Below are 20,685 nucleotides of genomic sequence, written 5' to 3'. Positions count from 1 at the left end.
AGATCGCCGACCCGATGTGATCCTCACATCGTGTGAGGATCACACCAGGCTGGACTTGCCGCGGCTCAGCACCTCGCCCGCGCCCTTGTCGCCGACGATCCTGCCGTGCTCGTACACCACGCGGCCCCGGGCAACGGTCGTGACGGGCCAGCCGGTGACGTCAAAGCCCTCCCACGGCGTGTAGTCTGCGCCGTGATGCAGATCGGCCTGCTGGATCGGCTTCTTCAATTTGGGGTCCCACAGCACGATATCGGCATCGAAGCCGACACCGATCGAGCCCTTGCGCGGATAGAGGCCGTAGATGCGCGCATGGTTGGTCGCGGTCAGCTCGACGAATTTTTGTAGGCTGATCCTTCCCTTCGACACGCCCTCGGAGAACAGGATCGGCAGTCGCGTCTCGACACCGGGGATGCCGTTTGGCACCCAGCGGAACGAGGTGCGCGAATTCGGTGTCAGCTTGCCCTTCGGGTCGTCGTAGCGGAACGGGCAGTGGTCGGACGAGAAGGTCTGGAACACGCCTGATGTAATGCCCTCCCAGATCGCCTGCTGGCTTTCGGCATCGCGCGGCGGCGGCGAACAGACGTATTTCGCGCCCGTAATGTCCATGTTCAGGCCCTTCATGTCGTCGGCCGTCAGCGTGATGTATTGCGGACAGGTCTCCGCATGAACAGGCAATCCGCGCTGCTGAGCCCAACGCACCTGCTCCATCGCCTCGCGGCCGGAGACATGGACGATCATGATGGGGACGCCGACGATTTCGGCATGGCTGATGGCGCGATGGGTCGCCTCGCGCTCGACCGCCTGCGGCCGCGAGACGCCGTGATAATAGGGCGCGATATGGCCCTCGCGCTCCAGCTTGGTGGTCAGGAAGCGGATGGCGTCGTAGCCCTCGCAATGGACCATGACCAGCGCCTCCTCGCGGCGCGCGACGTCGAAGACCTCGAGCAACTGCTTGTCGCTGAGCACGAGGTCGTCATAGGTCATGAACACCTTGAACGAGGTGTAGCCGTCCTTGACGAGGGCCGGCAGTTCCTGCCCGAGCACGACCGCGGTCGGATCGGAGATAATGAGATGGAAGGCGGTGTCGATGTAGCACTCGCCCTCGGCGAGCTTGCGGTAGTTCTCGACGCAGGTCCGCAGCGAGGTGCCCTTCTCCTGAAGCGCAAAGGGCAGCACCATGGTGTTGCCGCCGGCGGCCGCCGCGCGCGTCGCCGAGGCGAAGTCGTCGGCCATCACCACGTCGGGGCCGGAAGCTTGCGAGATGTGCACGTGGCTGTCGATGCCGCCCGGCAGTGCCAGCAGGCCCGTCGCGTCGATCTCGCGCGCCGCACCCTCGAGATGATCGGCGATGCTGACGATGCGGCCGTCACGGATGCCGATATCCGCACGAAACTCGTCGCTGGCCGTCACGATGGTGCCGCCGCGAATGGCGAGATCGAGCTGCGTCACTGATGTCTCCGTCACTTGATGGCTGGCATTGTCTGGAATATCCGGCCCCATTCCGCAAGAGCCGCAATGTCGCCGCCGGCAAGGCTCAGGGTCCGCCACAGCGTGACCGCGACCGAATCGAGCACGGCGATATCCAGTTCCCGCTCCAGCGAGGCGGCCAGCGCGGCCCCGTCGAGATTGGTGCAGAGGATGACGATCGCATCCGATCCTTCCGCCGCCACCGCGCGGATCATACCCGCAATCGTCGCCGGCGCGACCTCGCCGAAGGAAAAATTGTCGCGCAGTCCAAGATGCCGCTCGGCACGCGGGGCGATCCCCTCCTCGGCCCAGACCTCTGCGATCCGCCGCTGCACGTCGTCCGTATAGGGCGAGACCAGGCCGACGCGTTTGGCACCGAGCGCCCGGGCGGCATCGATGCAGGCGAGCGTCGACGTCGTCGCGGGCACGCCTGTGCGCGCCGTGATCGCCTCACAAAGGTTCCTGTCGCGGCCGATGCCGAGCCAGCTTGCGGACGTGCCGTTCCAGGCGATCGCGTCGACTTTCGCATCCGCCAGCAGGTCCGCCGCCGGCAGCATCACCGAGGCGTCGAACTGGCTCAGCGCGGCGGCGTCCAGCGCAATCTCGGTGACGCGGAAGCGTGAGAAATGCGCGGTGACATCGGCCACGCCACGCAGCATGGCGCTGGTGACGGGCTCGAGCACCGAGTTGGACGATGGCGTGATCATGCCGAGACGCTTGCGCATGACCATACTCTACGACGCCTGCGCGAGGCGCGTCGACTCCTCCCGGATCAGAGCCAGGATGTGGCGCTTGGCGTCGTTGAATTCGGGGCTGGTGATGTCGCGCGGACGCGGCAGGTCGAAATTGACGGCCTCGCGGATCCGACCGGGCCGCTTGGTCATCACCACGATCTTGTTGCCGAGCACCAGCGCCTCGTCGACACTGTGGGTGACGAACACGATGGTGCAGCGGCGCTTCTGCCAGATCGCGACCAGTTCCTCCTGCATTTCGAGCTTGGTCTGGGCGTCGAGCGCCGCGAACGGCTCGTCCATCAGGATGACGCTCGGGTTCATCAGCAGCGCGCGGGCTATCCCGACCCGCTGGTTCATGCCGCCGGACATCTCGGACGGATGATGGTGCTCGAAGCCACGCAGGCCGACGAGATCGATGAACTCCATGGCGCGGTGATGCCGTTCGGCCTTGCCGACGCCCTTGAGCTTGAGATGGAACGCAATGTTGTCGATCGCCGTCAGCCACGGCATCAGGGTCGGCTGCTGGAACACCACGCCGCGGTCCGAGCCGGGCCGCTCCACCTGCTTGCCGCCGACCAGCGTGCGGCCGCTCGTCGCCTGCTCGAAGCCGGCGATGATGTTGAGCAAGGTTGACTTGCCGCAGCCGGACGGGCCGAGCAGGCAGACGAAGTCATTGGCCTCGATGTCGAGATTGATGTTGTCCAGCGTCAGGAGATCGCGGCCGCGCCGCTTGTCGGAGAATACCTTGACGATGTTGCGAAGCTCGATTGCCGCCATCAGCCTGCCCTGCCCTGCACGGTGGTCGTCTGCTGCCAGCGCAGCGTGCGCGCCATGATCGCCTTGAGGCCGAGGTCGGAGAGATAGCCTAGCAGCCCGATCGAGATCATCGCGGCAAGCACGATGTCGTAGCGCAGGAAGTAGTAGGAATCCCACAGGACGTAGCCGAGGCCGCTCTTCACCGCGACCATCTCGGCCGTGACCGTCAGCATCCAGGCCGATCCGACCGCGATGCGCAGGCCTGCGAAGATCGAGGGCAGCGCCGCCGGCAGCACGATATCGGTCAACATCTGCCGCTGGCTTGCGCCCATCATCGCGCCGGCACGCACGAGATTGTGGTCCACGGTCTTCACCCCGTGAATGCTGTTCATCAGCACGGGAAAGAAGGCGCCGAGGAAGACGAGGAAGATCGCGGGCTTGTCGGCGATGCCGAACCAGATGATCGCCAGCGGAATCCAGGACACCGGCGGGATCGGCCGCAGCATCTGCAGCGTCGGCTCCAGCGTCTTCTCGAACAGGCGCGACCAGCCGATGGCGACGCCGGCGAGAATGCCGAGCGCGCTTGCCAGCGCAAAGCCGCCGAAGACGCGAAGAGCGCTGGCGAGCGCATCGCGCAGCCAGTGCCCCGAATAGGTCTGCGTGGTCTCGTCGAAGCCGAACACCCAGTCGCCGAGCGCATGCAGCACCGCGCTCGGCGCCGGCAGCAGCGCCGGCGGCAGCATGCCGCTGCGGGCAAAGGCTTCCCAGCCCGCGATCAGCAGCGCGGGGACGACGACGCGTTCGAGCCCCTGAAACGCCCGTGTCAGCCGGAACGCCGGCTTGGCCGGCGCGGCATCAATAACCGAGGTCATTCTTGGCTTTTCCCGTGGCCTGCTCCAGGAACGAATAGTCCATGTTCTTCTCCGCTTCCGCGGAGACGTCCTTCGCAATGTATTTGAGGTCGCGCATCATCGCGGCGATCGCGAGCGTCTGCGAGCGATGGATCGCGGGATCCGGCGAAGCGTTCTTCAGCGCCTCGGTCGCCACCGTCTTGTCGAGGCCGGTGAGCTTGTTGATGACCTCGATCCATGGCCCCTTGTCGGCGATCAGCTTGTTGTCGAGCTCGACCACGGCGCTGACGACGCCCTGGACACCGGCGCGCTGGCTCGCGATCACGTCGGAACGGGTGACGATCAGGTTGGTGAGATTCCCCGCGGCCTGGTCGTAGGGCAGCACGAAGTGCTTGCCGGCGCCGGCGAGCCGGATCTGCGAGGCAAACGGCTCGACCGAGCAAATCATGTCGACCTCGCCGCGCTGGAGCGCCGCGAGATGGTCCGACGGATTCGGAATGTTGATGAACTGGATGTCCTTGTTCGGATCGACGCCCTGCTTGAGGAACGCGCCGCGCATGTGGATGTCCTGCGCATTGCCGCGGGACGCTGCGACCTTCAGCGGCTGGCCGTCGCTCTTCGCCTTCAGAGCGGTCGTCTTGAAAGTGGTCCAATCCTCAGGGGGAAGGTTCAGTTTCGCGGAGGAGAGACATTCCGAGCCGCCATTGATCTGGCCTGATACGGCGACGACGTCAAAGCCTTTGTCGAGCGCGGTGATGTAGTGGAGGTAAGTGACCTGCGCGACGTCGATGCTCTTCGACACCAGCGCGGTGAGCACGTCATTGCCCGAGTTGAAGCCGGTGGCCTCGACCTCGACACCCTTCGCCATGCCTGCAATCAGCGACATCGGCAGGCAGTGCGCGCATTTGGCGTAACCGAGCTTGATCTTGGCGGTCTGCGCGGAGGCGAGATCGCTGCCACCGAACATCGCCGCCATCACCACGAGGCCCCATCGCAAACTCGTCCGCATCGCTCACTCCGTTTCGAAGGCGCGAGGTCTCGCGCGTCACCAGAGATCATCGGCCGGCCTTTGCGGCAGCGCAACGGGGATTCTGCATGCTGCATACAATTTGCGCGTTGTGCCATTGTTTTCAGCGAGATGCGTCGGTATTTTGGGCAAGTCAAAGGGCTGGAAACGGCTAAGATGAGCGGAAGCAGTGAGGCACGCGTGCAGCAGAAATCGGAAGCGCCGAAGGGACGAAAGTCGCCCAAACTCAAGCGGATGGGCCTGCATGAGCGCGCCGCCGCGCGGATGCGGACGATGATCATCCGCGGCGAGCTGCCGCCGGGATCGCAGACCCAGGAGACCAGGCTGTCGAAAGAGCTGGGCGTGTCGCGCACGCCCTTGCGCGAGGCGATGAAGGTGCTCGCGGCCGAAGGGTTGATCGAGCTACGCCCCAATCGAAGCCCTCGCATCGCCGACATCGCGGTCGATGGCATCTCGGAGCTGTTCGAGGCACTGTCCGGGATCGAACGGCTGGCCGCCGAGCTTGCCGCGGAGCGCGCCACCGAGCGCGATCTCGCCCGCCTGCGCACGCTTCAGACCCGCATGGAGGGTCATCACCGCAACGGCAAGCTCGACGATTACTTCGCCATCAACGGCGAGATCCACAACACCATCGTCCGCATGGCGCGCAACACGCCGCTGCGCGAGGCGCACGAGACGCTGATCTCCCGCGCCGAACGCGCGCGTTACCTCGCGCTCGGCGCCGACCGCCGCTGGAGCAATTCGGTCGACGAGCACGCCGATATCCTGGCAGCGCTCGAGGCGCGCGACAGCGAAGCGGCCGGCCGCCTGCTCGGCGCCCATGTCCGGCGCACCGGCACTGCCCTGCTCGAAGTGATCGCCGCCTCTCAAGCCAAGCAGACGGCGGCGTGACCATGAAGCTGCTGCTGCTCAATCCGAACACCAGCACCGAAGTCACGCACCTGATGATGGGGGTCGGGCAGCGCGCGGCCTCATCAGGCACCGAGCTGATCCCATGCACCGCGACCCGCGGCGTGCCCTACATCGCGACGCGGACCGAGGCGCAGATCGGCGGCGCCATTGCGCTGGAGATGCTGGCCGAGCAGCACCGGAACGTCGATGCCGCGATCATCGCCGCCTTCGGCGATCCCGGCCTGTTCGCGGCGCGCGAAACCTTCGACATTCCCGTGGTCGGCATGGCGGAAGCCGCGATGCTGACGGCTTGCATGGCGGGCCGCCGCTTCGCCATCGTCACCTTCGCCCAGGCATTGGGCCCCTGGTACGAGGAATGCGTCCGCGCCCACGGGCTATGGGAGCGCTGCGCCGGCATCCGCATGCTCGACACGCCGTTCCAGGCGATCTCCGAGGTCGGCACCGAGAAGGAGGATGTGCTGGTCGATCTCGCCCGGCGCGCCATCGTCGAGGATGACGCCGACGTGCTGATCTTCGCCGGTGCGCCGCTCTCGGGCCTCGCCGAACGCGTGGCCGACCGGATTCCCGTCCCCGTCGTCGATCAAGTCGTCGCCTCGGTGAAGCAGGCCGAAGCGCTTCATGCGCTGCGCCTGCGCAAGGCAACGGCAGGCACGTTCCGCCGGCCCGCCGCCAAGCCGACCATCGGTCTTGCCGAGGCGCTCGCCGCCCGGCTCGAGCATCGCGACAGCTGATCAGAGAGGCGGCCGGCGATGCGAAAACCCCAATTCGTTCTCGATGGCACGGCCGAAGGCAAACAAGCGGGATTCGCCGCCGGGCGGCGCGATGATCTGGATGCCGAACGGCAGCTCGTTCACATCCCTGGGTGCCGGCAAGGTCAGGACCGGAAACCCGACCAGCGACACAATGAAGGTGACGGCGAGATAGTCGATCGGCGTCTCCAGCGCGGCGCCGTCGACTGCGGTGACGTCGCTGATCTCGTTCGGCCAGGGCAAGACCGATGCCGCCGGCGCGACCAGGAAGTCGGCGCGCGTGAACAGCTCGCGAAAGCTGCGGTAGATCGCCGTACGGCGCCGCTCGGCGGTGAGATAGTCCTCGGCGGAGAGTTTTGCGCCCGCCTCGATATTCCAGATCACGGTGGGCGTGAGCTCGGCGCGGCGGGTCCTCAGCAACTCGCCATAGCTGTTGGCAATGTGCGCCGCGCGCAAGGTGCGGAAGGTTTCGATCGCTCCGCCGCAATCGGGCGAGGACGGCACGACATCGACAACACGCGCGAGCGCCTCGCAAGCCGCTGCGAAACGCGCACGAACCTCGCGTGCAACCGGCGCGACGCCGAAGTCAAGCGTGACGGCGATCCGGGGACGTCCTGCGATCGCTCGATCGTCACTGACTACGCGGGCCGAGAGCGGATCGTGCGCGTCGCTTCCCCCGCATACCGACAGCGCAAGCGCGAGATCGTCGACGCCGCGGGCGAGGAAGCCGTGGCTGGCCAGCATATCCCAGCCGAGCGGACGGCGCGGCGACGGGATGCGGCCTGGCGTCGGTCGGATCGAGGCGACGTTACAGAAGCTGGCGGGCGTGCGCACCGAGCCGCCGAAATCGGTGCCGTGCGCCAGCGGCACCATGCCGGCCGCGACCGCAACGGCAGAGCCGCCGGACGATCCGCCGGAGGTCAGCGCGGGATCGAAGGGATTGCGCGTCGGCCCGCGCAACCGGTTGGTGCAGACCGCACCGAAGCCGAATTCCGGCGTGTTGGTCTTGCCCAGAATGATCGCGCCGGCGCGCCGCAGCCGCGCGACCACGAGATCGTCCTCGGCCGGGACGTGATCGCGGAACAGAGCCGATCCGTAGGTGGTGATCAGCCCGCCGGTATCGGTGAGGTCCTTGATCCCCATCGGCACGCCATGCAGCGGTCCGATCGGCGCGGGCGCCGCATCGCAGATTTCCGCCGCGCGGCGGGCGCCCTCCGCATCCACCGTGACGAACGCCGCCAATTGGGCGTCGAGGCTCTCAATCCGTGCGAGGTGCGCCTCGACGGCGTCACGCGAGGACAGCTCGCCCCTGGCGATAGCGCGCGCAAGCTCCGTAGCGGTGAGATCACAGATCGATGGCTCGGGTATCATCGGACCACCATGCCAAAACTCACGCTGAAATGCGACCGGCGCGGGCACGAGACTTGCTTTCTTTTCCGGGGCAACGGGAGGCAACACCATGGCTGATGCGCCAAGCGGACGTTCGCTCGTCGTCGATGCGGTCACGCACCGCTATCCGAGCGGCGCACTCGCGGTCGAGAACATCAATCTCGACATCAAGGGCGGCGAGATCATCGCCCTGCTCGGTCCGTCAGGCTGCGGCAAGACCACCCTGCTGCGGATCATCGCCGGCTTCATCGCGCAGACGCAGGGGCGCATCATCATCGGCGACGACATCGTCGATTCGCTGCCGCCGAACCGCCGCGCGGTCGGCATCGTGTTCCAGAACTACGCGCTGTTTCCGCACCTGTCGATCAGCGAGAACGTTGCCTACGGGCTCGCCGCGCGCGGCATCGACAAGGCGAGCCGCCAGCGCGAGGCGCAGCGCCTGCTGGAGCTGGTGCAACTACCGACCATGGCAGAACGATTGCCGCGGCAGCTCTCCGGCGGCCAGCAGCAGCGCGTTGCGCTCGCCCGCGCGCTCGCGATCAAGCCGTCGATCCTGCTGCTCGACGAGCCCTTTGCCGCGCTCGACAAGAATTTGCGGCTCGACATGCAGATCGAGGTCAAGCGGCTGCAACGCGTCTCCGGCATCACCACGCTGATCGTGACGCACGACCAGGAAGAGGCGCTGTCGATGGCCGACCGCGTCGCCGTGCTGAGCCATGGCAAGCTCGAGCAGTTCGGCTCGCCGTCCGACGTCTACGACCGTCCGCAGACGCTGTTCGTCAATACCTTTGTCGGCTCGACCAATCGCATGCCCGGTGTCGTGGTCTCGGCGGACCGCACCGCCGCAAAGGTCCGCCTCGATGCCGGCGCGGAGATCATCGCACGGCCCGCGGGCGGCGCGCTCGCCGAAGGTGGCCGCGTCACCGTGTGCATCCGGCCCGAGCATCTGCAATTCGTCGGCGACGAAACCGGCTTTGCCGGCGTCGTCGGCATGTCGCTGCCGCTTGGCGCCACCGTCGTGCACGAAGTCACGACCGCCGACGGCTCCGGCGTCAAGGTCTCGCAGGCGCGCATCGGCGAGACGCGCGCGCTGGAGAACGGCGCGGCGGTGCGCCTCGCACCGCTCGCCCCATCGCTCGCCAACGCCTTTCCCGCAACGCTTTAGATCCAGTTCTTGTCCAGAGGGAGTTCCACATGATCATGAACCGCCGAAGCCTGATGACGACCGCACTCACACTCGGCGCCATGAAGGCGTTTCCCGGCCTGAGCTTCGCCCAGGCCCGCCCGCTGGTGTTCGCGACCTTCACCGGAAGCTGGGAGGAGGCGCACAAGGCCGTGCTGGTTCCCGCGTTCCGCAAAGCCAACGCGGACGCCGCGATCGTGCTCGATCCCATGCTCTCGGTCGACCAGATCGCGAAGGTCAATGCCGCCAAGGCCAATCCGCCGATCGACGTCATGCTGCACGATCCCGGCCCCGCCCTCGTCGCGATCGGCCAGGACCTGGTCGAGCCCTATCCGGTCGAGAAGAGCGCCTCTTACAAGGACCTGATCGCCGAGGCGCAGGAGCCGATGGGCCCCGCCCCGTTCTTCCAGGTCGTCGGCCTCACCTACAATCCGGAAGCCGTCAAGACGCCGCCGACCTCCTGGGCCGATCTCTGGAAGCCGGAGTTCAAGGGGCGCGTCGGCATCACCAATCTCAACTCGACGCTCGGCACCGGCTGGCTGGTCGAGATCGCCAAGATGCGCGGCGGCTCGGAAGCCAATGTCGATCCCGGCTTCAAGGCGCTGGAGGAGTTGAAGCCCAATCTCGCCGCGGTCGCCGCCAATCCCGGCGCGCTCGCCACCCTGTTCCAGCAAGGCCAGATCGACATCTCGCCCGGCAATTTCAACGCCATCCAGATCCTGAAGGCGCGCGGCGTGCCGGTCGAGTTCGTGGCCCCGAAGGAAGGCGCCATCGCCTTCAAGACCACGATCCACATCGTCAAGAACTCGCCCAACCGCGAGCTCGCCTTCAAGCTGATCGAGGCGGCGCTGACGCCCGAGGTGCAGACCACACTGATGAACCCGCCCTACCTGATCGTGCCCACCAACACCAAGGTGACGATGGGCGGTGAGATCGCGCGCGTGCTCGCCAAGGACACGGCCGAGCTGAAGCAGAAGTTCGTGTTCCAGGACTGGAAGAAGATCAACGAGCAGCGCTCGGCCTGGATCGAGCGCTTCAACCGCGAGATCAAGATCTAAGAGCTCCAAGGACCTGACGATGGGCGCAGCACCGGCATCACGGGACGTGACCTCCTACGGGATGGGATTGGCAGTGCCGCTGGCGCTGTTCTTCCTGGTCTTCTTCGTGGCGCCGCTGCTGCAACTGCTCTGGCTCTCGCTGCACAACGACACGGCCGGGCTCCATTGGGGGCTCGGCCAGTACCTGCACTTCCTCACCGATCCCTTCAGCCTCGGGGTGCTCGGCTCGACGCTGCTGCTAGGCGCGGAGGTGACGGCCGTCTGCCTCGTGCTCGGCTTTCCCATCGCCTGGCTCTATCAGCGGGTCGGGCCAAAGCTCCAGACCATCATCATCCTGATCGTGCTGCTGCCGCTGCTGACCAGCGTCGTGGTCCGCACCTTCGCCTGGATTGTCATCCTTGGCCGCCAGGGCATCATCAACGCGACGCTGCAATCGCTCGGCATCATCAATACGCCCTTGAAGCTGCTCTACACCCAGTTCGGCGTCGTGATCGCGCTGGCGCAGGTGCAGATGCCGCTGATGACGTTGCCGCTGATCACCGCGCTCGGCCGCATCGATCCCAATCTCGACGATGCCTCCTGCTCCCTCGGCGCCGGGAGCTGGCGCACCTTCTTCAGGATCGTGCTGCCGCTGTCCTTGCCGGGCGTCATCGCCGGCTGCACGCTGACCTATGCCGCCGCGATCACGGCGTTCATCACCCAGTCGCTGATCGGCGGCGGACAGATGCTGTTCATGCCGATGTATCTTTATCAGCAGGCTTCCACGCTGCAGAACTGGCCCTTTGCATCCGCGATCTCGATCATCTTCCTGCTCGCCGTGCTCGCGGTCGTCTCCGTCTTCACCACGCTCGGCCGCCTGTCGCGCGGCTATGGAGGCGCGTGATGAGCGGTCGCAAGCGCACCCTGGAGGCGATCAGCTTCGAGTTGGCCATGACCGTGATCGCTGTCATCGCGCTGATCATCATCATCGCGCCGTCGCTGGTGGTGCTGATCGTCTCCTTCACCAGCGGCTTCTCGCTGCGCTTCCCGCCGCCGGGTTACTCGCTGCGCTGGTACGCCGAACTGTGGGAGGCCTGGCAGCTTCACTTCGCGGCGAAGAACAGCCTCATCGTCGCGCTGTGGGCGACGGGCCTGTCCGTCGTCCTCGGCGTTGCCGCCGCGCTTGCGATCTCGCGCTCGCGGACGCTGTCGGCACGACTGCTCGATTCCCTGTTCATGTCGCCGCTGGTGCTGCCGGCGCTTGCCTTCGGGCTTGCCGCCCTGATGCTGTTCTCACTGGTCGGCCTGCCGGTCTCGCCCCTGACGCTGGTGATCGGCCACACCGTGGTGTGCGTGCCCTACGTCGTGCGCAATACGGTCGCAGCGCTCGCCCAGCTCGAGCCGACCTTGCTGGAGAGCTCGGCGGTGCTGGGGGCGAGCCGGCTCTACACGTTCCGCCGGATCGTGCTGCCGCTGATCCGGCCGGGCATCATCGCGGGTGCCTTCATCGCCTTCATGTCGTCGTTCGACAATGTGCCGGTGTCGCTGTTCCTGCGCGACGCCGCCACCGACATGCTGCCGATCCGGATGTGGCAAGACCTCGAGGGCAAGCTGGATGTGACCATCGCTGCCCTGTCGGGCGTGCTGATCATTGCGACCGTCGCGCTGGTTGCCGTCATGGAGCGCGTCACGGGCCTGTCGCGGCGGCTGACGAATTGATCAGGCGCCGCGGAACAGCGAATACCCCCAGCGCGTGAATTTCAGCGGCAGGTGAAAATGCTCGTCAACGTTCTTGATGCGGAAGCGGAACGGCGTCACCGTGAGAAAACCGTCGCTGTCCGCAAAGAACTCGCCGAGATGAAACAGGACCTCGTACTCGCCGGCCGTCACACCGGCGCCTTGCACTATGGGGTGATCGAGCACGCCATTGGCGCCGAGCCGCCCGTCGGCGATGCGCGAGGAGTCGGGATCGATCCGCCAGATCTCGACGCGCAGCCCCTGCGCGGGCCGTCCGCTCGCCACATCGACCGCGTGAATGGAAATACCGCCTGCCATCATGTCCCTCCCCTGAGCGTGCCGCCATGGTAGACGGAAACGCCGCCGCTCGGCCAGCACTGCTGCCAGCCCTGGGCGCGATGACCTGGCTCCAGGCGCTGGTCGCGCTCGCCTTGTTCGCGCCCGGCGTGGTCGCGCCGCGCGCCCATATCGAGGTCTGGCAGCTCTCGATGTTCTCATGCGCGGTGTTCGCCGTCGGTATCCCCGCCTCGTTCTGGGGCGGCGGCTTCATCGCGCGGGTTGGCTCGCTGCGGATCGCGAGCCTGTGCGCGGCGGCCATCGTCGTCAGCATGGCACTGGCTTCGCTCGGATCGAGCGCCGCCCTGCTCGCCGCGGGCCTCTGCCTCGGCCTTGCCATGGGCCCCGAGACGCCGGCAAGCGCAGCGCTGCTGGCGCGGCTGGTGACCGCCGAGCGCCGCGCCTTCGTCTTCTCGGTGCGCCAGACCGGCAACCAGATCGGCGCGGTCTGCGGCTCGCTGGCCCTGCCCGCGATCGCCATCGCGTTCGGGCCGGCCTGGTGCTATGCGGCCGTTGCTGCCCTGGCGCTGTTCGCGATCGCGCTGTTCGAGTGGCTGCGGCCGGCCTACGCCGGCAAGCTCGTCCCGCCCCCAAAGCTCGATCTGCGCGCGCGGCTGGCACTGGTGACCGCGGACCGGCGGATCGCGATGCTGGCGCTGGCATCGATGCCGTTCAGCGCGATGCAGGTGTCGCTCAACACCGTCTTCGTCACGCTCGGCACCCGCGAGCTTGGTCTCAGCCATATCGAGGCCGGCATGGCGCTCGCCTGCGCGCAAGCCGGCGGCCTCGTCGGCCGGCTCGGCTGGGGCTACGTCGCCATGCGCCTCGACGCCCCCCGCGCCATGCTCATCGTCATCGGCCTCGGCATGGCCTTCTGCGCCGCGCTGCTCGGCCTCGACGGCGGATCGCTCAGCCGCACCTGGCAGTTCGCAGTTGCGGCGCTGTTCGGCCTGACGGCGTCGGGCTGGAACGGCGTCTTCATCGCCGAGATCGCGCGCCTCGCCCCGCAGGACCGGATCGGCGAGACCACCGGCGCGGTGCTGACCGCGTCCTATGCGGGCCTACTGGCGGCGCCGGCCGTGGTGTCGATCCTGGACGGTGTGGCCGGCCTTGGCGCGGCGTTCTTCGCCTTGGCCTGTCTTGCCCTCTGCGGCACATTGGCGCTGATGTGGGGAGGCCATGACAAAACCGACGCATAGTGCGCGCGAGATCGCAGCCGCCGTCACCGCCGGGCGGATGACCGCCGTCGACACGGCGAAGGCCGCCCTTGGCCGCATAGACGCCGCCAAGGCCTTGAACGCAGTGGTCACGACCGATCCCGCACGCACGCTGGCCGACGCGGCGGCGGTCGACGATCGCCTGCGTGCCGGCAAGACAATGCCGCTGGCCGGCGTCCCCATCCTCGTCAAGGACAACATCTGGGCCAGCGGCTGGCGCATCACGCAGGGCTCGCGCCTGTTCGCCGATTTCATCGCGCCACAGGATGCAATTGCGATCGAGCGCCTGCGCAAGGCCGGCGCGGTCATCGTCGGCATTGGTGCAACCTCCGAATTCGCCAGCAAGGGCGTCACGACATCGCCGCTGTTCGGCCCGACGCGACATCCCCTCGATCCCGCGTTGACGCCGGGCGGCTCTTCGGGTGGACCCGCCACCGCCGTCGCAGCCGGCCTCGTGCCCCTCGCGATCGGCACCGATGCGGGCGGCTCCAGCCGCAGGCCGCCGGCCCATGTGGGCGTCGCCGGCTTCAAGCCGTCCTATGGCGCGATCCCCTACGGGCCCGGTTTCGCCGAGCCGTTCTTCGGCCTGTCGGTCATCGCGCCGATCGCCGCCGATGTTGCCGATATCGCGCTGGCGTTCGAAGCCATGGCCGGCGCCGATCCGCGCGATCCGGATGCAGCCGGCATTGCGCAAGAAGCCGAGGACATCGCCGGCCTTCGCATCGCCTTCTCACCGCGGCTCGGGCTCGACGTTGCGGTCGATGACGTTGTCGCCAACGGGCTCGTTTCCGCAGTCGCGCGTCTCTCCGCCGCAGGCCTCAGCATCGCGCTGCGCGATCCCACCTGGCCGGCGGGTGCGACGGAAGAGGCCCTCATGCCGCTTCAGCACGCTGGCCTTGCCGCGCTCCATGGAGACGCTTTTCGCAAGGACCCGACTGTCTTCGACCCTGACATCGCCAGGCAGATCGAGCGAGGGCTGTCCTGGTCAGGCGCGGACGTCGCGGGTGCGCTGGTCGCGAGCGCCGCGATCGCCAATGCATTCGCGGCCTTCTTCGCCGAGGTCGATCTGCTGCTGACGCCGACCGTCCCCTGTGTCGCCTGGCCGTTCACCCAGCTCGGACCCGACATGATCGGCGGCCGCGCGGCGAGCCCGCGCGCGCATGCGGTGTTCACGCCGTTCGTCAATCACGCCCGCCTGCCGGCGATTTCACTTCCCTGCGGCACCGACGCCCGCGGGCTTCCGTTCGGTCTCCAGATCATCGCCCGGCGCGGCCAGGACCGCACGCTGCTGCGCGCCGCGCGACATATCGAGGCGCAGTTGCAGGCGTAACTTTGCGAGATCGCGACGATTTCGGAATAGTCGCAATATACCCCTGTTTTGCCCGACGGGTCAAATCGCGCCGATGCCTGCGTAAGCCGTTGATTCCACTATCCCCGGGTACTGTGCATGGGGTTGTTTTCGCACTTTTTGTTTTATCGGGCGTCCTAGCTGGCGAAAGACAGACGCAACCGCCGCCAGCCGATGGCGATGCCGGTGATGGAGAACACCAGTCCGAGCGCGCATAGGCCCACGATCAGGACATCGCGCAAACGCGGATGCGCCAGCAGGACTGGAAAGTCGAGCGTGTGGAGCGCGCCGTAGAACCAGCGATAGGCTCGCCGCGACGCATCCAGCCTTTGCAGCACGCGGCCATCGGCGCTGTCGATGTCGAACCACAGGCCGCCGCAGCGGGAACGGTAGACGGGTCCACCGGGAACGACGGACTGCGCGGGATAATCGTCGCTATCCGCGAGAATGGACGGCGCATTGCAGGCCGTCGCAAGCCTCGTCACCATGCTCCCGATCACCCGCGCACTGACGACCGGCGCCTCCTCACTGTCGGGCCCAACCACAACCTGTTTCTCGAGACCAATCCGCTCGCGTCGATAGAGGCTGCCGTCAACGGCAAACCATTCGACCTCTCGGGCCGAGGGCGATATTCGCTTCCGTTCCGCCGATGGGGCGGTCGTCCAGTCCGGCGATGCATCGATCACGCCGGCTTCGGCCGGGGTCAGCAGCCCTCGCGAGAACAGCCGGCCGTGATCCATGGAGAGCCATCCACTGAAGATCCACGTCAGCACGAAGACGGTCGCCACGAGGCCGATGATATGATGAAGGGCGTGCCAGCCGCGATAAGGCGAGGAGATCCGGTATCCTCGCATCCTGGACCGCACGATTCCGAGCACTGCACCCAGCATGGCTGCAATCAGCGCCAACAGCGACAGCGTCCAGACCACGCCGTCCCACAGCGCCCAGTTGCTTCTCAGGACCGTCGGATAAATCCAGTGCAGGACGCTGCCGACGAGGTTCCAGCCGCGCTCGCTTCGCGTCGTATCCAGCACAACCTCGCCGGTGCGCGACGAGACGTAGAGCTCCGTTCCGGCCGCGTCGCCGAGCGTTGCGCGAAACAAGGGCCGGTGACGATCAAAGCCGTTCGGCACGCTCCACTGGTCGTAGTCCGCCTGCGCAACGACAGCCGCATGCGCGGCATCGAGCCCGCGTTGGCGCGCATGCACCTGCGCGATGGCGAGCGCGGCCTCGGGCGACCGCACCGATGCATCCTGCCCGTCTGTCGCGCGAACCGCGCGAAGGTGCGAGGACCCCGACACGACATAGACCGGCCCATCGCTCCGCTGAATCAGGCGCAGGCGCGTAGCATCGGCGATGCCGCTCGCGGCCACGGCATCGGCAACGCCGATCCTCACCTCCGTACGATCCACCGGCGCGAGACCGGCAATCCGCTCCGCTTCCGTCAGCGATGGAAACGGAACGAAGTGCATCACGATTCCCGTCGCGAACCACATCGCGAACAGCAGGCAGAACGCGATCCCGAGCCAGCGATGCAGCAGGACGATCGCACCCATCATGTGGTCAGCGCCCTACCATTTGAATGCGGCCGAGAGTTCATAGGTTCGCGGCGCGCCCAGCAGGATCTGGTCGGGATAGAACGGATCGCCCCATATCGCGTAGCGCTTGTCGGCGATGTTGCGCACGCGGAAGGTCAGGCGAGCCTGATCGACCGCGTTGAATACCGTCTTGGGAATGTCGACGAAGGCATAGACGTCGGCGACGGTATACGCCTTCATCGTCACCGTGTTGGCATCGGTATTGTAGCGGTCGCCGACATGACGGCCGGTGATGCCGACTTCAACCGGCCACGGCGTGAAGAAGCGGTACGAGGCGCCAGCATTGGCAACGATGCGCGGCACGTTCGGCGGCGTGTTGCCCGAGAACGATCCGCCGACGAAATTGTAGTCGGCATAGCGCGCATCGACATAAGCGATGTTGCCCCACAGTCGAAGGGGCTCGATCGGCCGCACCGAGGCGGCGAGCTCGACGCCCTTCGACTCCTGCCGTCCCGCAATATTGAGCGCCTGCCCGCCGGCCGCCGCATAGACGTTCTTGCGCAGGATGTCGTAGGCCGAGAACGACCACTCCGCCCGGTTGTCCCAGAACAGGTGCTTGACGCCGGTCTCGTAGGTCCGCGCGGTCGTGAGGTCCAGCGGCTGGGTCGGCAGCAGCAGGAAGATGTTGTTGGCGGAGATATCAGCGCCGGTCGCGTACTGGCTGAAGAAGGTGAGGCCCGGAACGGCCTCCCAGGTGTAGCCGATGCGTCCCGTCACCGGCGCCCAGTCCTTGGTGAACGGAAAGCCCGCGTTCACCAGACCGTTCTCGTCGGTCGAGTTGCGGTCGAGCCCGATATGCTCGACGCGCAGCCCGCCGATCAGCGCGAAGGTCCGCGTCAGCTTCAGCCGGTCCTCGAACGACAGCGCCTCGTTGTCGATGCGCGCGGTCTGCTGCTTGGTCGCGAGCAGTCCGTAATAGCCACGATCGAAATCGACCAGCGGAACATAGTCGTTCGGGAATTTCGCCGCGCCTGGCCTGACGAAGTCGAGATAGCTCGACGACAGCGTCGTGACCAGCCGGTTGTCGAAGCCTGCGATGTTCGTGTCCCAGATCAGGTCGGTGATATTGCCGACAAGGCGCTGGCTGTGCGCGACATAGAAGCGCTCGCGATACACTTGGTTTTTCGTGGAATCGAACGCCTCGATCTCGTTGTTGAACCACGACCGCTCCGCGCCGTAACCATAGGCCTGGCTCTTCAGCGTCAGGTCCGGCGCCAGTTTCAGCTCGAAGCCGCCGCGCAACCAGACCTCTTGCGCTACGTTTCGGTTGTCGAGAACGTTGTAGTTGGTGTTGAAGGTGCGGTCGTCGATCGTGACGGCCCCGAGGTCGGTCCTGTTGAAGTAGGTGCCGGAAACAATCCCCGTCGTCGCATGCGAGCCGCTGAAAGCGATCGGCACCAGCGGCGCGCCCCAATAGGCCTTCCCGCGATCCTCGCGGTACTCGATCGCACCCCAGACCTTGAGGCTGTCGGAGATGCGGTAGTTGAGCTGGCCGGACACGTCGAGCGTCTTGGTGTTGGTGTCGTCGACAAAGCCGTTGAGCGAGGAGCGGCTGATGTCGAAGCGGTAGTCGAGGCCCTGAACGTTGGTGCTGCCGCCCGAGCCGTAATGCGCGCGGAACGAGTTCAGGGAGTCGTACGAGAAGTCTGCCTCGTTGCGGATCGCTCCGGTGTGCGGCTGCTTGGTGACGAGGTTGATCGAGCCGCCGGCGGCGCCCTCGCCCGAGATCAGCGAGGCCGGGCCCTTCAGGAATTCGACGGCCTCCAGATTGGCGGTGTCCATGATCCGCGAGGTCATGTTCTGCGGGCCGATCTTGATGCCGTTGTAGAGCGTGTTGATCTGGCTGTTGGTGAAGCCGCGCATCGAGAAGCCCGCCGGCTCCCCCGGCGCGTCGCCGGAGGTGACGCCGACTGCGCCCTGCGCCACCTCGGACACGATGCGATAGCCCTGCTCGCGCATGGTCTCGGCCGAGATCACCTCGACGGTCGCGGGCGTCTCGCGCACGGTGAGGCCGAGACGCGAGGCGCTCTCGGCCACCGCATTGCTGTTGAGCGGCGTTGGCGCCGCTTCGCCTGGCACGGCGGGCTTGGGCGCCGCCGATGCGGCCGCTGGCCTCCGCGGCGTCGCGCGGCGCGCGCTCTGCGCGTCCCGGCCAGCCGGCTTGGCCTGCTTACGGGACTGGGCGGGCGACACCTCGACAGGCGGCAGCGGTTCGCGGACCTGCTGCGCCAGCGCGGCGGGCAGATCGGCGACTGTAAACGACGTGAGAGCAGCAGAGGCGAGCAGGAAACGCGACCGTACAATACGGATAGAAGACACAGCGGGACCTCGGTATGACGTCAGTGGCACGTCACAGCGAACGAGGTCTCACCTTTGGCCTTTCAGCCGTCCGATGAAGCCGAATGTCTGTACTCCCCGACCGACATCTTCGCGTGTGACCACGGCTGACGGCAGGTCTCCTGGCTCGCGGGTCGTCACCACTTCGTCGCCTTCCCGGGACCGAGGACCCAGTGGCTTCTGACGAAGGATTATCCGCTTACAGTTGCGGGGGCAGCCGCGGCATTGGGGAAACATCCCCGCACCGCATTCCCTTTTCATCCCCTCTCGGGGGAAACCGTCGCGAGCATCTAGGATTACGATCGAGACAGAGTCAATGTGGCAGTTGCGGCGTTATTGCCACAGCGACCAACTTCCTTGGAGATAAGCATGGAAGGCGAGACCTTCCTCTGGCTGATACGCCATGCACCCGTCGACGGCGTCGCGGGGACGATTCACGCGCCGGACGCGCCCGCCGATCTCGGCGATCGCGCGCAACTGCAGGCGTTGCGGCAGCGCCTGCCGCGGGACTCTGCGAGCTATGCCAGCCCGTCGCGGCGCACGGTCGAGACGGCGCGCGCGCTGGGGCTCGAACCGGATCTGGTGGGCAACTTCAGCGAACAGGATTTCGGCGACTGGACCGGCCGGCGACATGACGAACTCGCCGCGAGCGGCGGCGAAGCCTACGCGCAATTCTGGAGCGACCCTGCGCACCTGAGACCACCGGGCGGCGAAAGCTTCGAAGATCAGGTCGCGCGCGTCCACCTGGGCCTGTCACGGATCGGAGCCGGGCCAGCTACGCTCGTCGTGCATTCCGGCACAATCCGCGCCGCACTGTGCATCGCGCTGGATCTTGCGCCGCAAGCCGCCCTGCGCTTCGTGATCGATCCGCTGTCGCTCACCAGGATCGACCGGCTCGCGATCGGCTGGCGCGTCGTGTCGGTCAATCAGCGCGTGGTGTGAGCCCGATCAGGCCGGGCGATCCGGCACATTGGCCTGCGCGAACGTCGCCATGCCGTTGTGAAGCGCACAGGCCGATCGCACCAGCGGCAGCGCGATGGCGGCGCCCGATCCCTCGCCGAGCCTGAGATCGAGGCTGATCAGCGGCTGCACGTTCAGTGCCCGGAGCACCAGCCGATGCCCCTGCTCCGCCGATTGATGCGAGGGCAGCAGGAAAGGCTGGCACGACGGATTGAGGCGCACGGCCGCCAGCGCCGCGACCGACACGATGAAGCCGTCGATCAATACGGGAATGCGGCGCTGCGCGGCCGCGATGATGGCCCCGCAGATGGCCGCGATCTCGAGGCCGCCGACGGCGCACAGGATTTTTTCGGGCGATGCAGCCGCAACGCCATGACGCGCAATCGCGGCATCGATCACGCGCACCTTGTGCGCACGGCCGGCGGCATCGACGCCGGTGCCGCTGCCCGCGATCTCCTCGGCGCTCACGCCGAGCAGACTCGCCGCGATCGCCGCCGAGGTCGTGGTGTTGCCGATGCCCATCTCGCCGAAGATCAGAAGATCGGGCTGGCCGGCTGCCGCGCGCGCAACCGCACGCTCGCCGGCCTCGAAGGCGAAGGCCAGCTCTGCAGGCGTGAGCGCAGCCTCGACGCTGAAATCGCGCGTGCCGCTGCGCGGCTTGTCGGTGACGATGCCTATCATCTCGTCTTGCGCCAGCGTGCCGGCGTCAACGACTTCCAGGTGCGAACCCAACTCACGCGCCAGCACCGAGATCGCGGCGCCGCCCGAGGCGAAGTTCGCCATCATCGCGATGGTCACGGCTTGCGGATAGGCCGACACGCCTTGCGCAACGATGCCGTGGTCGCCCGCGAAGATGATGATCGGCACGCGTGCCGCGCGTGGCTGCTCGGTCGCTTGCAGGCCCGCGAGCTCGATCGCGAGCTGCTCGAGCCGGCCGAGCGCGCCGGTCGGCTTCGTCAGTTGCGCCTGCCGCACGATCGCCGCCTCGCGATGGACCGCGGAGATTTCGGGGCACTTATGGTAGACCCATTCGGGGAGCATGCTGCC

19 protein-coding genes and 1 riboswitch are annotated in these 20,685 nt (G+C 66.7%); of the genes, 9 read left to right on the top strand and 10 right to left on the bottom strand.

Annotated elements, in window-relative coordinates; genetic code table 11:
- Positions 1-39 precede the first annotated feature (39 nt).
- Genes hydA through AAFG50_RS15290 form a run of 5 tightly spaced genes read right to left on the bottom strand, consistent with a single transcriptional unit; the run spans position 40 to position 4,817 of the window.
- Positions 40-1,500: a dihydropyrimidinase gene (gene hydA / locus AAFG50_RS15310; RefSeq protein ID WP_074077099.1), complete on the bottom strand. Its 1,461-nt coding sequence runs from the start codon at positions 1,498-1,500 to the stop codon at positions 40-42.
- Positions 1,461-2,198, bottom strand: coding sequence for an aspartate/glutamate racemase family protein (locus AAFG50_RS15305; protein ID WP_028172106.1), 738 nt, complete (start codon positions 2,196-2,198; stop codon positions 1,461-1,463). The genes hydA and AAFG50_RS15305 overlap by 40 nt, the downstream gene beginning before the upstream one ends.
- Positions 2,199-2,201: 3 nt before the next feature.
- A complete protein-coding gene (locus AAFG50_RS15300) occupies positions 2,202-2,978 on the bottom strand; it encodes an ABC transporter ATP-binding protein (RefSeq protein ID WP_011086077.1) in 777 nt (258 codons plus the stop codon).
- Positions 2,978-3,829, bottom strand: coding sequence for an ABC transporter permease (locus AAFG50_RS15295; protein WP_039184144.1), 852 nt, complete (start codon positions 3,827-3,829; stop codon positions 2,978-2,980). The genes AAFG50_RS15300 and AAFG50_RS15295 overlap by 1 nt, the downstream gene beginning before the upstream one ends.
- Entirely contained in the window at positions 3,813-4,817 is a 1,005-nt protein-coding gene (locus AAFG50_RS15290) for an ABC transporter substrate-binding protein (RefSeq protein ID WP_011086075.1), read from the bottom strand. The genes AAFG50_RS15295 and AAFG50_RS15290 overlap by 17 nt, the downstream gene beginning before the upstream one ends.
- A gap of 174 nt (positions 4,818-4,991) precedes the next feature.
- Here AAFG50_RS15290 and AAFG50_RS15285 point away from each other — a divergent pair, with 174 nt between their 5' ends.
- Together AAFG50_RS15285 and AAFG50_RS15280 are read left to right on the top strand one after the other, a co-directional pair.
- Positions 4,992-5,726 carry a GntR family transcriptional regulator gene (locus AAFG50_RS15285; protein WP_231166670.1) on the top strand — a complete coding sequence of 245 codons (735 nt, stop codon included), beginning with the start codon at positions 4,992-4,994 and terminating at the stop codon, positions 5,724-5,726.
- Between the two features lie 2 nt (positions 5,727-5,728).
- On the top strand, positions 5,729-6,478 hold the full coding sequence (locus AAFG50_RS15280) for an aspartate/glutamate racemase family protein (protein WP_028172108.1): 750 nt from the start codon (positions 5,729-5,731) through the stop codon (positions 6,476-6,478).
- On the opposite strand, the gene AAFG50_RS15275 is transcribed toward AAFG50_RS15280, so the two are convergent.
- Positions 6,479-7,867 carry an amidase gene (locus AAFG50_RS15275; RefSeq protein ID WP_028172109.1) on the bottom strand — a complete coding sequence of 463 codons (1,389 nt, stop codon included), beginning with the start codon at positions 7,865-7,867 and terminating at the stop codon, positions 6,479-6,481. It lies immediately after the preceding gene.
- 88 nt (positions 7,868-7,955) lie between these two features.
- On the opposite strand from AAFG50_RS15275, the gene AAFG50_RS15270 reads away from it, so the two are divergent.
- From AAFG50_RS15270 to AAFG50_RS15255, 4 genes are read left to right on the top strand one after another with little or no spacing between them, the layout of a single operon-like run.
- Positions 7,956-9,050, top strand: a complete 1,095-nt coding sequence (locus AAFG50_RS15270; RefSeq protein WP_028172110.1) for an ABC transporter ATP-binding protein — start codon at positions 7,956-7,958, stop codon at positions 9,048-9,050.
- Positions 9,051-9,079: 29 nt separating this feature from the next.
- Positions 9,080-10,126, top strand: coding sequence for an ABC transporter substrate-binding protein (locus AAFG50_RS15265; protein ID WP_028172111.1), 1,047 nt, complete (start codon positions 9,080-9,082; stop codon positions 10,124-10,126).
- Between the two features lie 19 nt (positions 10,127-10,145).
- On the top strand, positions 10,146-11,009 hold the full coding sequence (locus tag AAFG50_RS15260; RefSeq protein ID WP_011086069.1) for an ABC transporter permease: 864 nt from the start codon (positions 10,146-10,148) through the stop codon (positions 11,007-11,009).
- Positions 11,009-11,824 carry an ABC transporter permease gene (locus AAFG50_RS15255; protein ID WP_028172112.1) on the top strand — a complete coding sequence of 272 codons (816 nt, stop codon included), beginning with the start codon at positions 11,009-11,011 and terminating at the stop codon, positions 11,822-11,824. Before AAFG50_RS15260 ends, AAFG50_RS15255 begins: the two co-directional genes overlap by 1 nt.
- Here AAFG50_RS15255 and AAFG50_RS15250 read toward each other — a convergent pair whose 3' ends face one another.
- On the bottom strand, positions 11,825-12,160 hold the full coding sequence (locus AAFG50_RS15250) for a hydroxyisourate hydrolase (protein ID WP_028172113.1): 336 nt from the start codon (positions 12,158-12,160) through the stop codon (positions 11,825-11,827). It abuts the gene before it with no gap.
- A gap of 26 nt (positions 12,161-12,186) precedes the next feature.
- On the opposite strand from AAFG50_RS15250, the gene AAFG50_RS15245 reads away from it, so the two are divergent.
- A complete protein-coding gene (locus AAFG50_RS15245) occupies positions 12,187-13,377 on the top strand; it encodes an MFS transporter (protein WP_028172114.1) in 1,191 nt (396 codons plus the stop codon).
- On the top strand, positions 13,358-14,725 hold the full coding sequence (locus AAFG50_RS15240) for an amidase (RefSeq protein WP_028172115.1): 1,368 nt from the start codon (positions 13,358-13,360) through the stop codon (positions 14,723-14,725). The genes AAFG50_RS15245 and AAFG50_RS15240 overlap by 20 nt, the downstream gene beginning before the upstream one ends.
- 155 nt (positions 14,726-14,880) lie before the next feature.
- Here AAFG50_RS15240 and AAFG50_RS15235 read toward each other — a convergent pair whose 3' ends face one another.
- Complete coding sequence (locus tag AAFG50_RS15235; RefSeq protein WP_028172116.1) at positions 14,881-16,302, bottom strand: PepSY domain-containing protein; 1,422 nt, start codon at positions 16,300-16,302, stop codon at positions 14,881-14,883.
- Between the two features lie 12 nt (positions 16,303-16,314).
- A complete protein-coding gene (locus tag AAFG50_RS15230; RefSeq protein ID WP_028172117.1) occupies positions 16,315-18,660 on the bottom strand; it encodes a TonB-dependent receptor in 2,346 nt (781 codons plus the stop codon).
- Between the two features lie 112 nt (positions 18,661-18,772).
- Positions 18,773-18,975, bottom strand: a riboswitch (cobalamin riboswitch).
- Positions 18,976-19,047: 72 nt separating this feature from the next.
- On the opposite strand from AAFG50_RS15230, the gene AAFG50_RS15225 reads away from it, so the two are divergent.
- A complete protein-coding gene (locus AAFG50_RS15225) occupies positions 19,048-19,620 on the top strand; it encodes a histidine phosphatase family protein (RefSeq protein WP_028172118.1) in 573 nt (190 codons plus the stop codon).
- Positions 19,621-19,626: 6 nt separating this feature from the next.
- Here AAFG50_RS15225 and cobT read toward each other — a convergent pair whose 3' ends face one another.
- Complete coding sequence (gene cobT, locus AAFG50_RS15220) at positions 19,627-20,679, bottom strand: nicotinate-nucleotide--dimethylbenzimidazole phosphoribosyltransferase (protein WP_028172119.1); 1,053 nt, start codon at positions 20,677-20,679, stop codon at positions 19,627-19,629.
- Positions 20,680-20,685: the final 6 nt, after the last annotated feature.

It is taken from the genome of Bradyrhizobium sp. B039 (assembly GCF_038965675.1).
In the GTDB taxonomy this organism is placed as follows: domain Bacteria; phylum Pseudomonadota; class Alphaproteobacteria; order Rhizobiales; family Xanthobacteraceae; genus Bradyrhizobium; species Bradyrhizobium diazoefficiens.
This window is presented reverse-complemented; position numbering and strand designations above follow the sequence as displayed.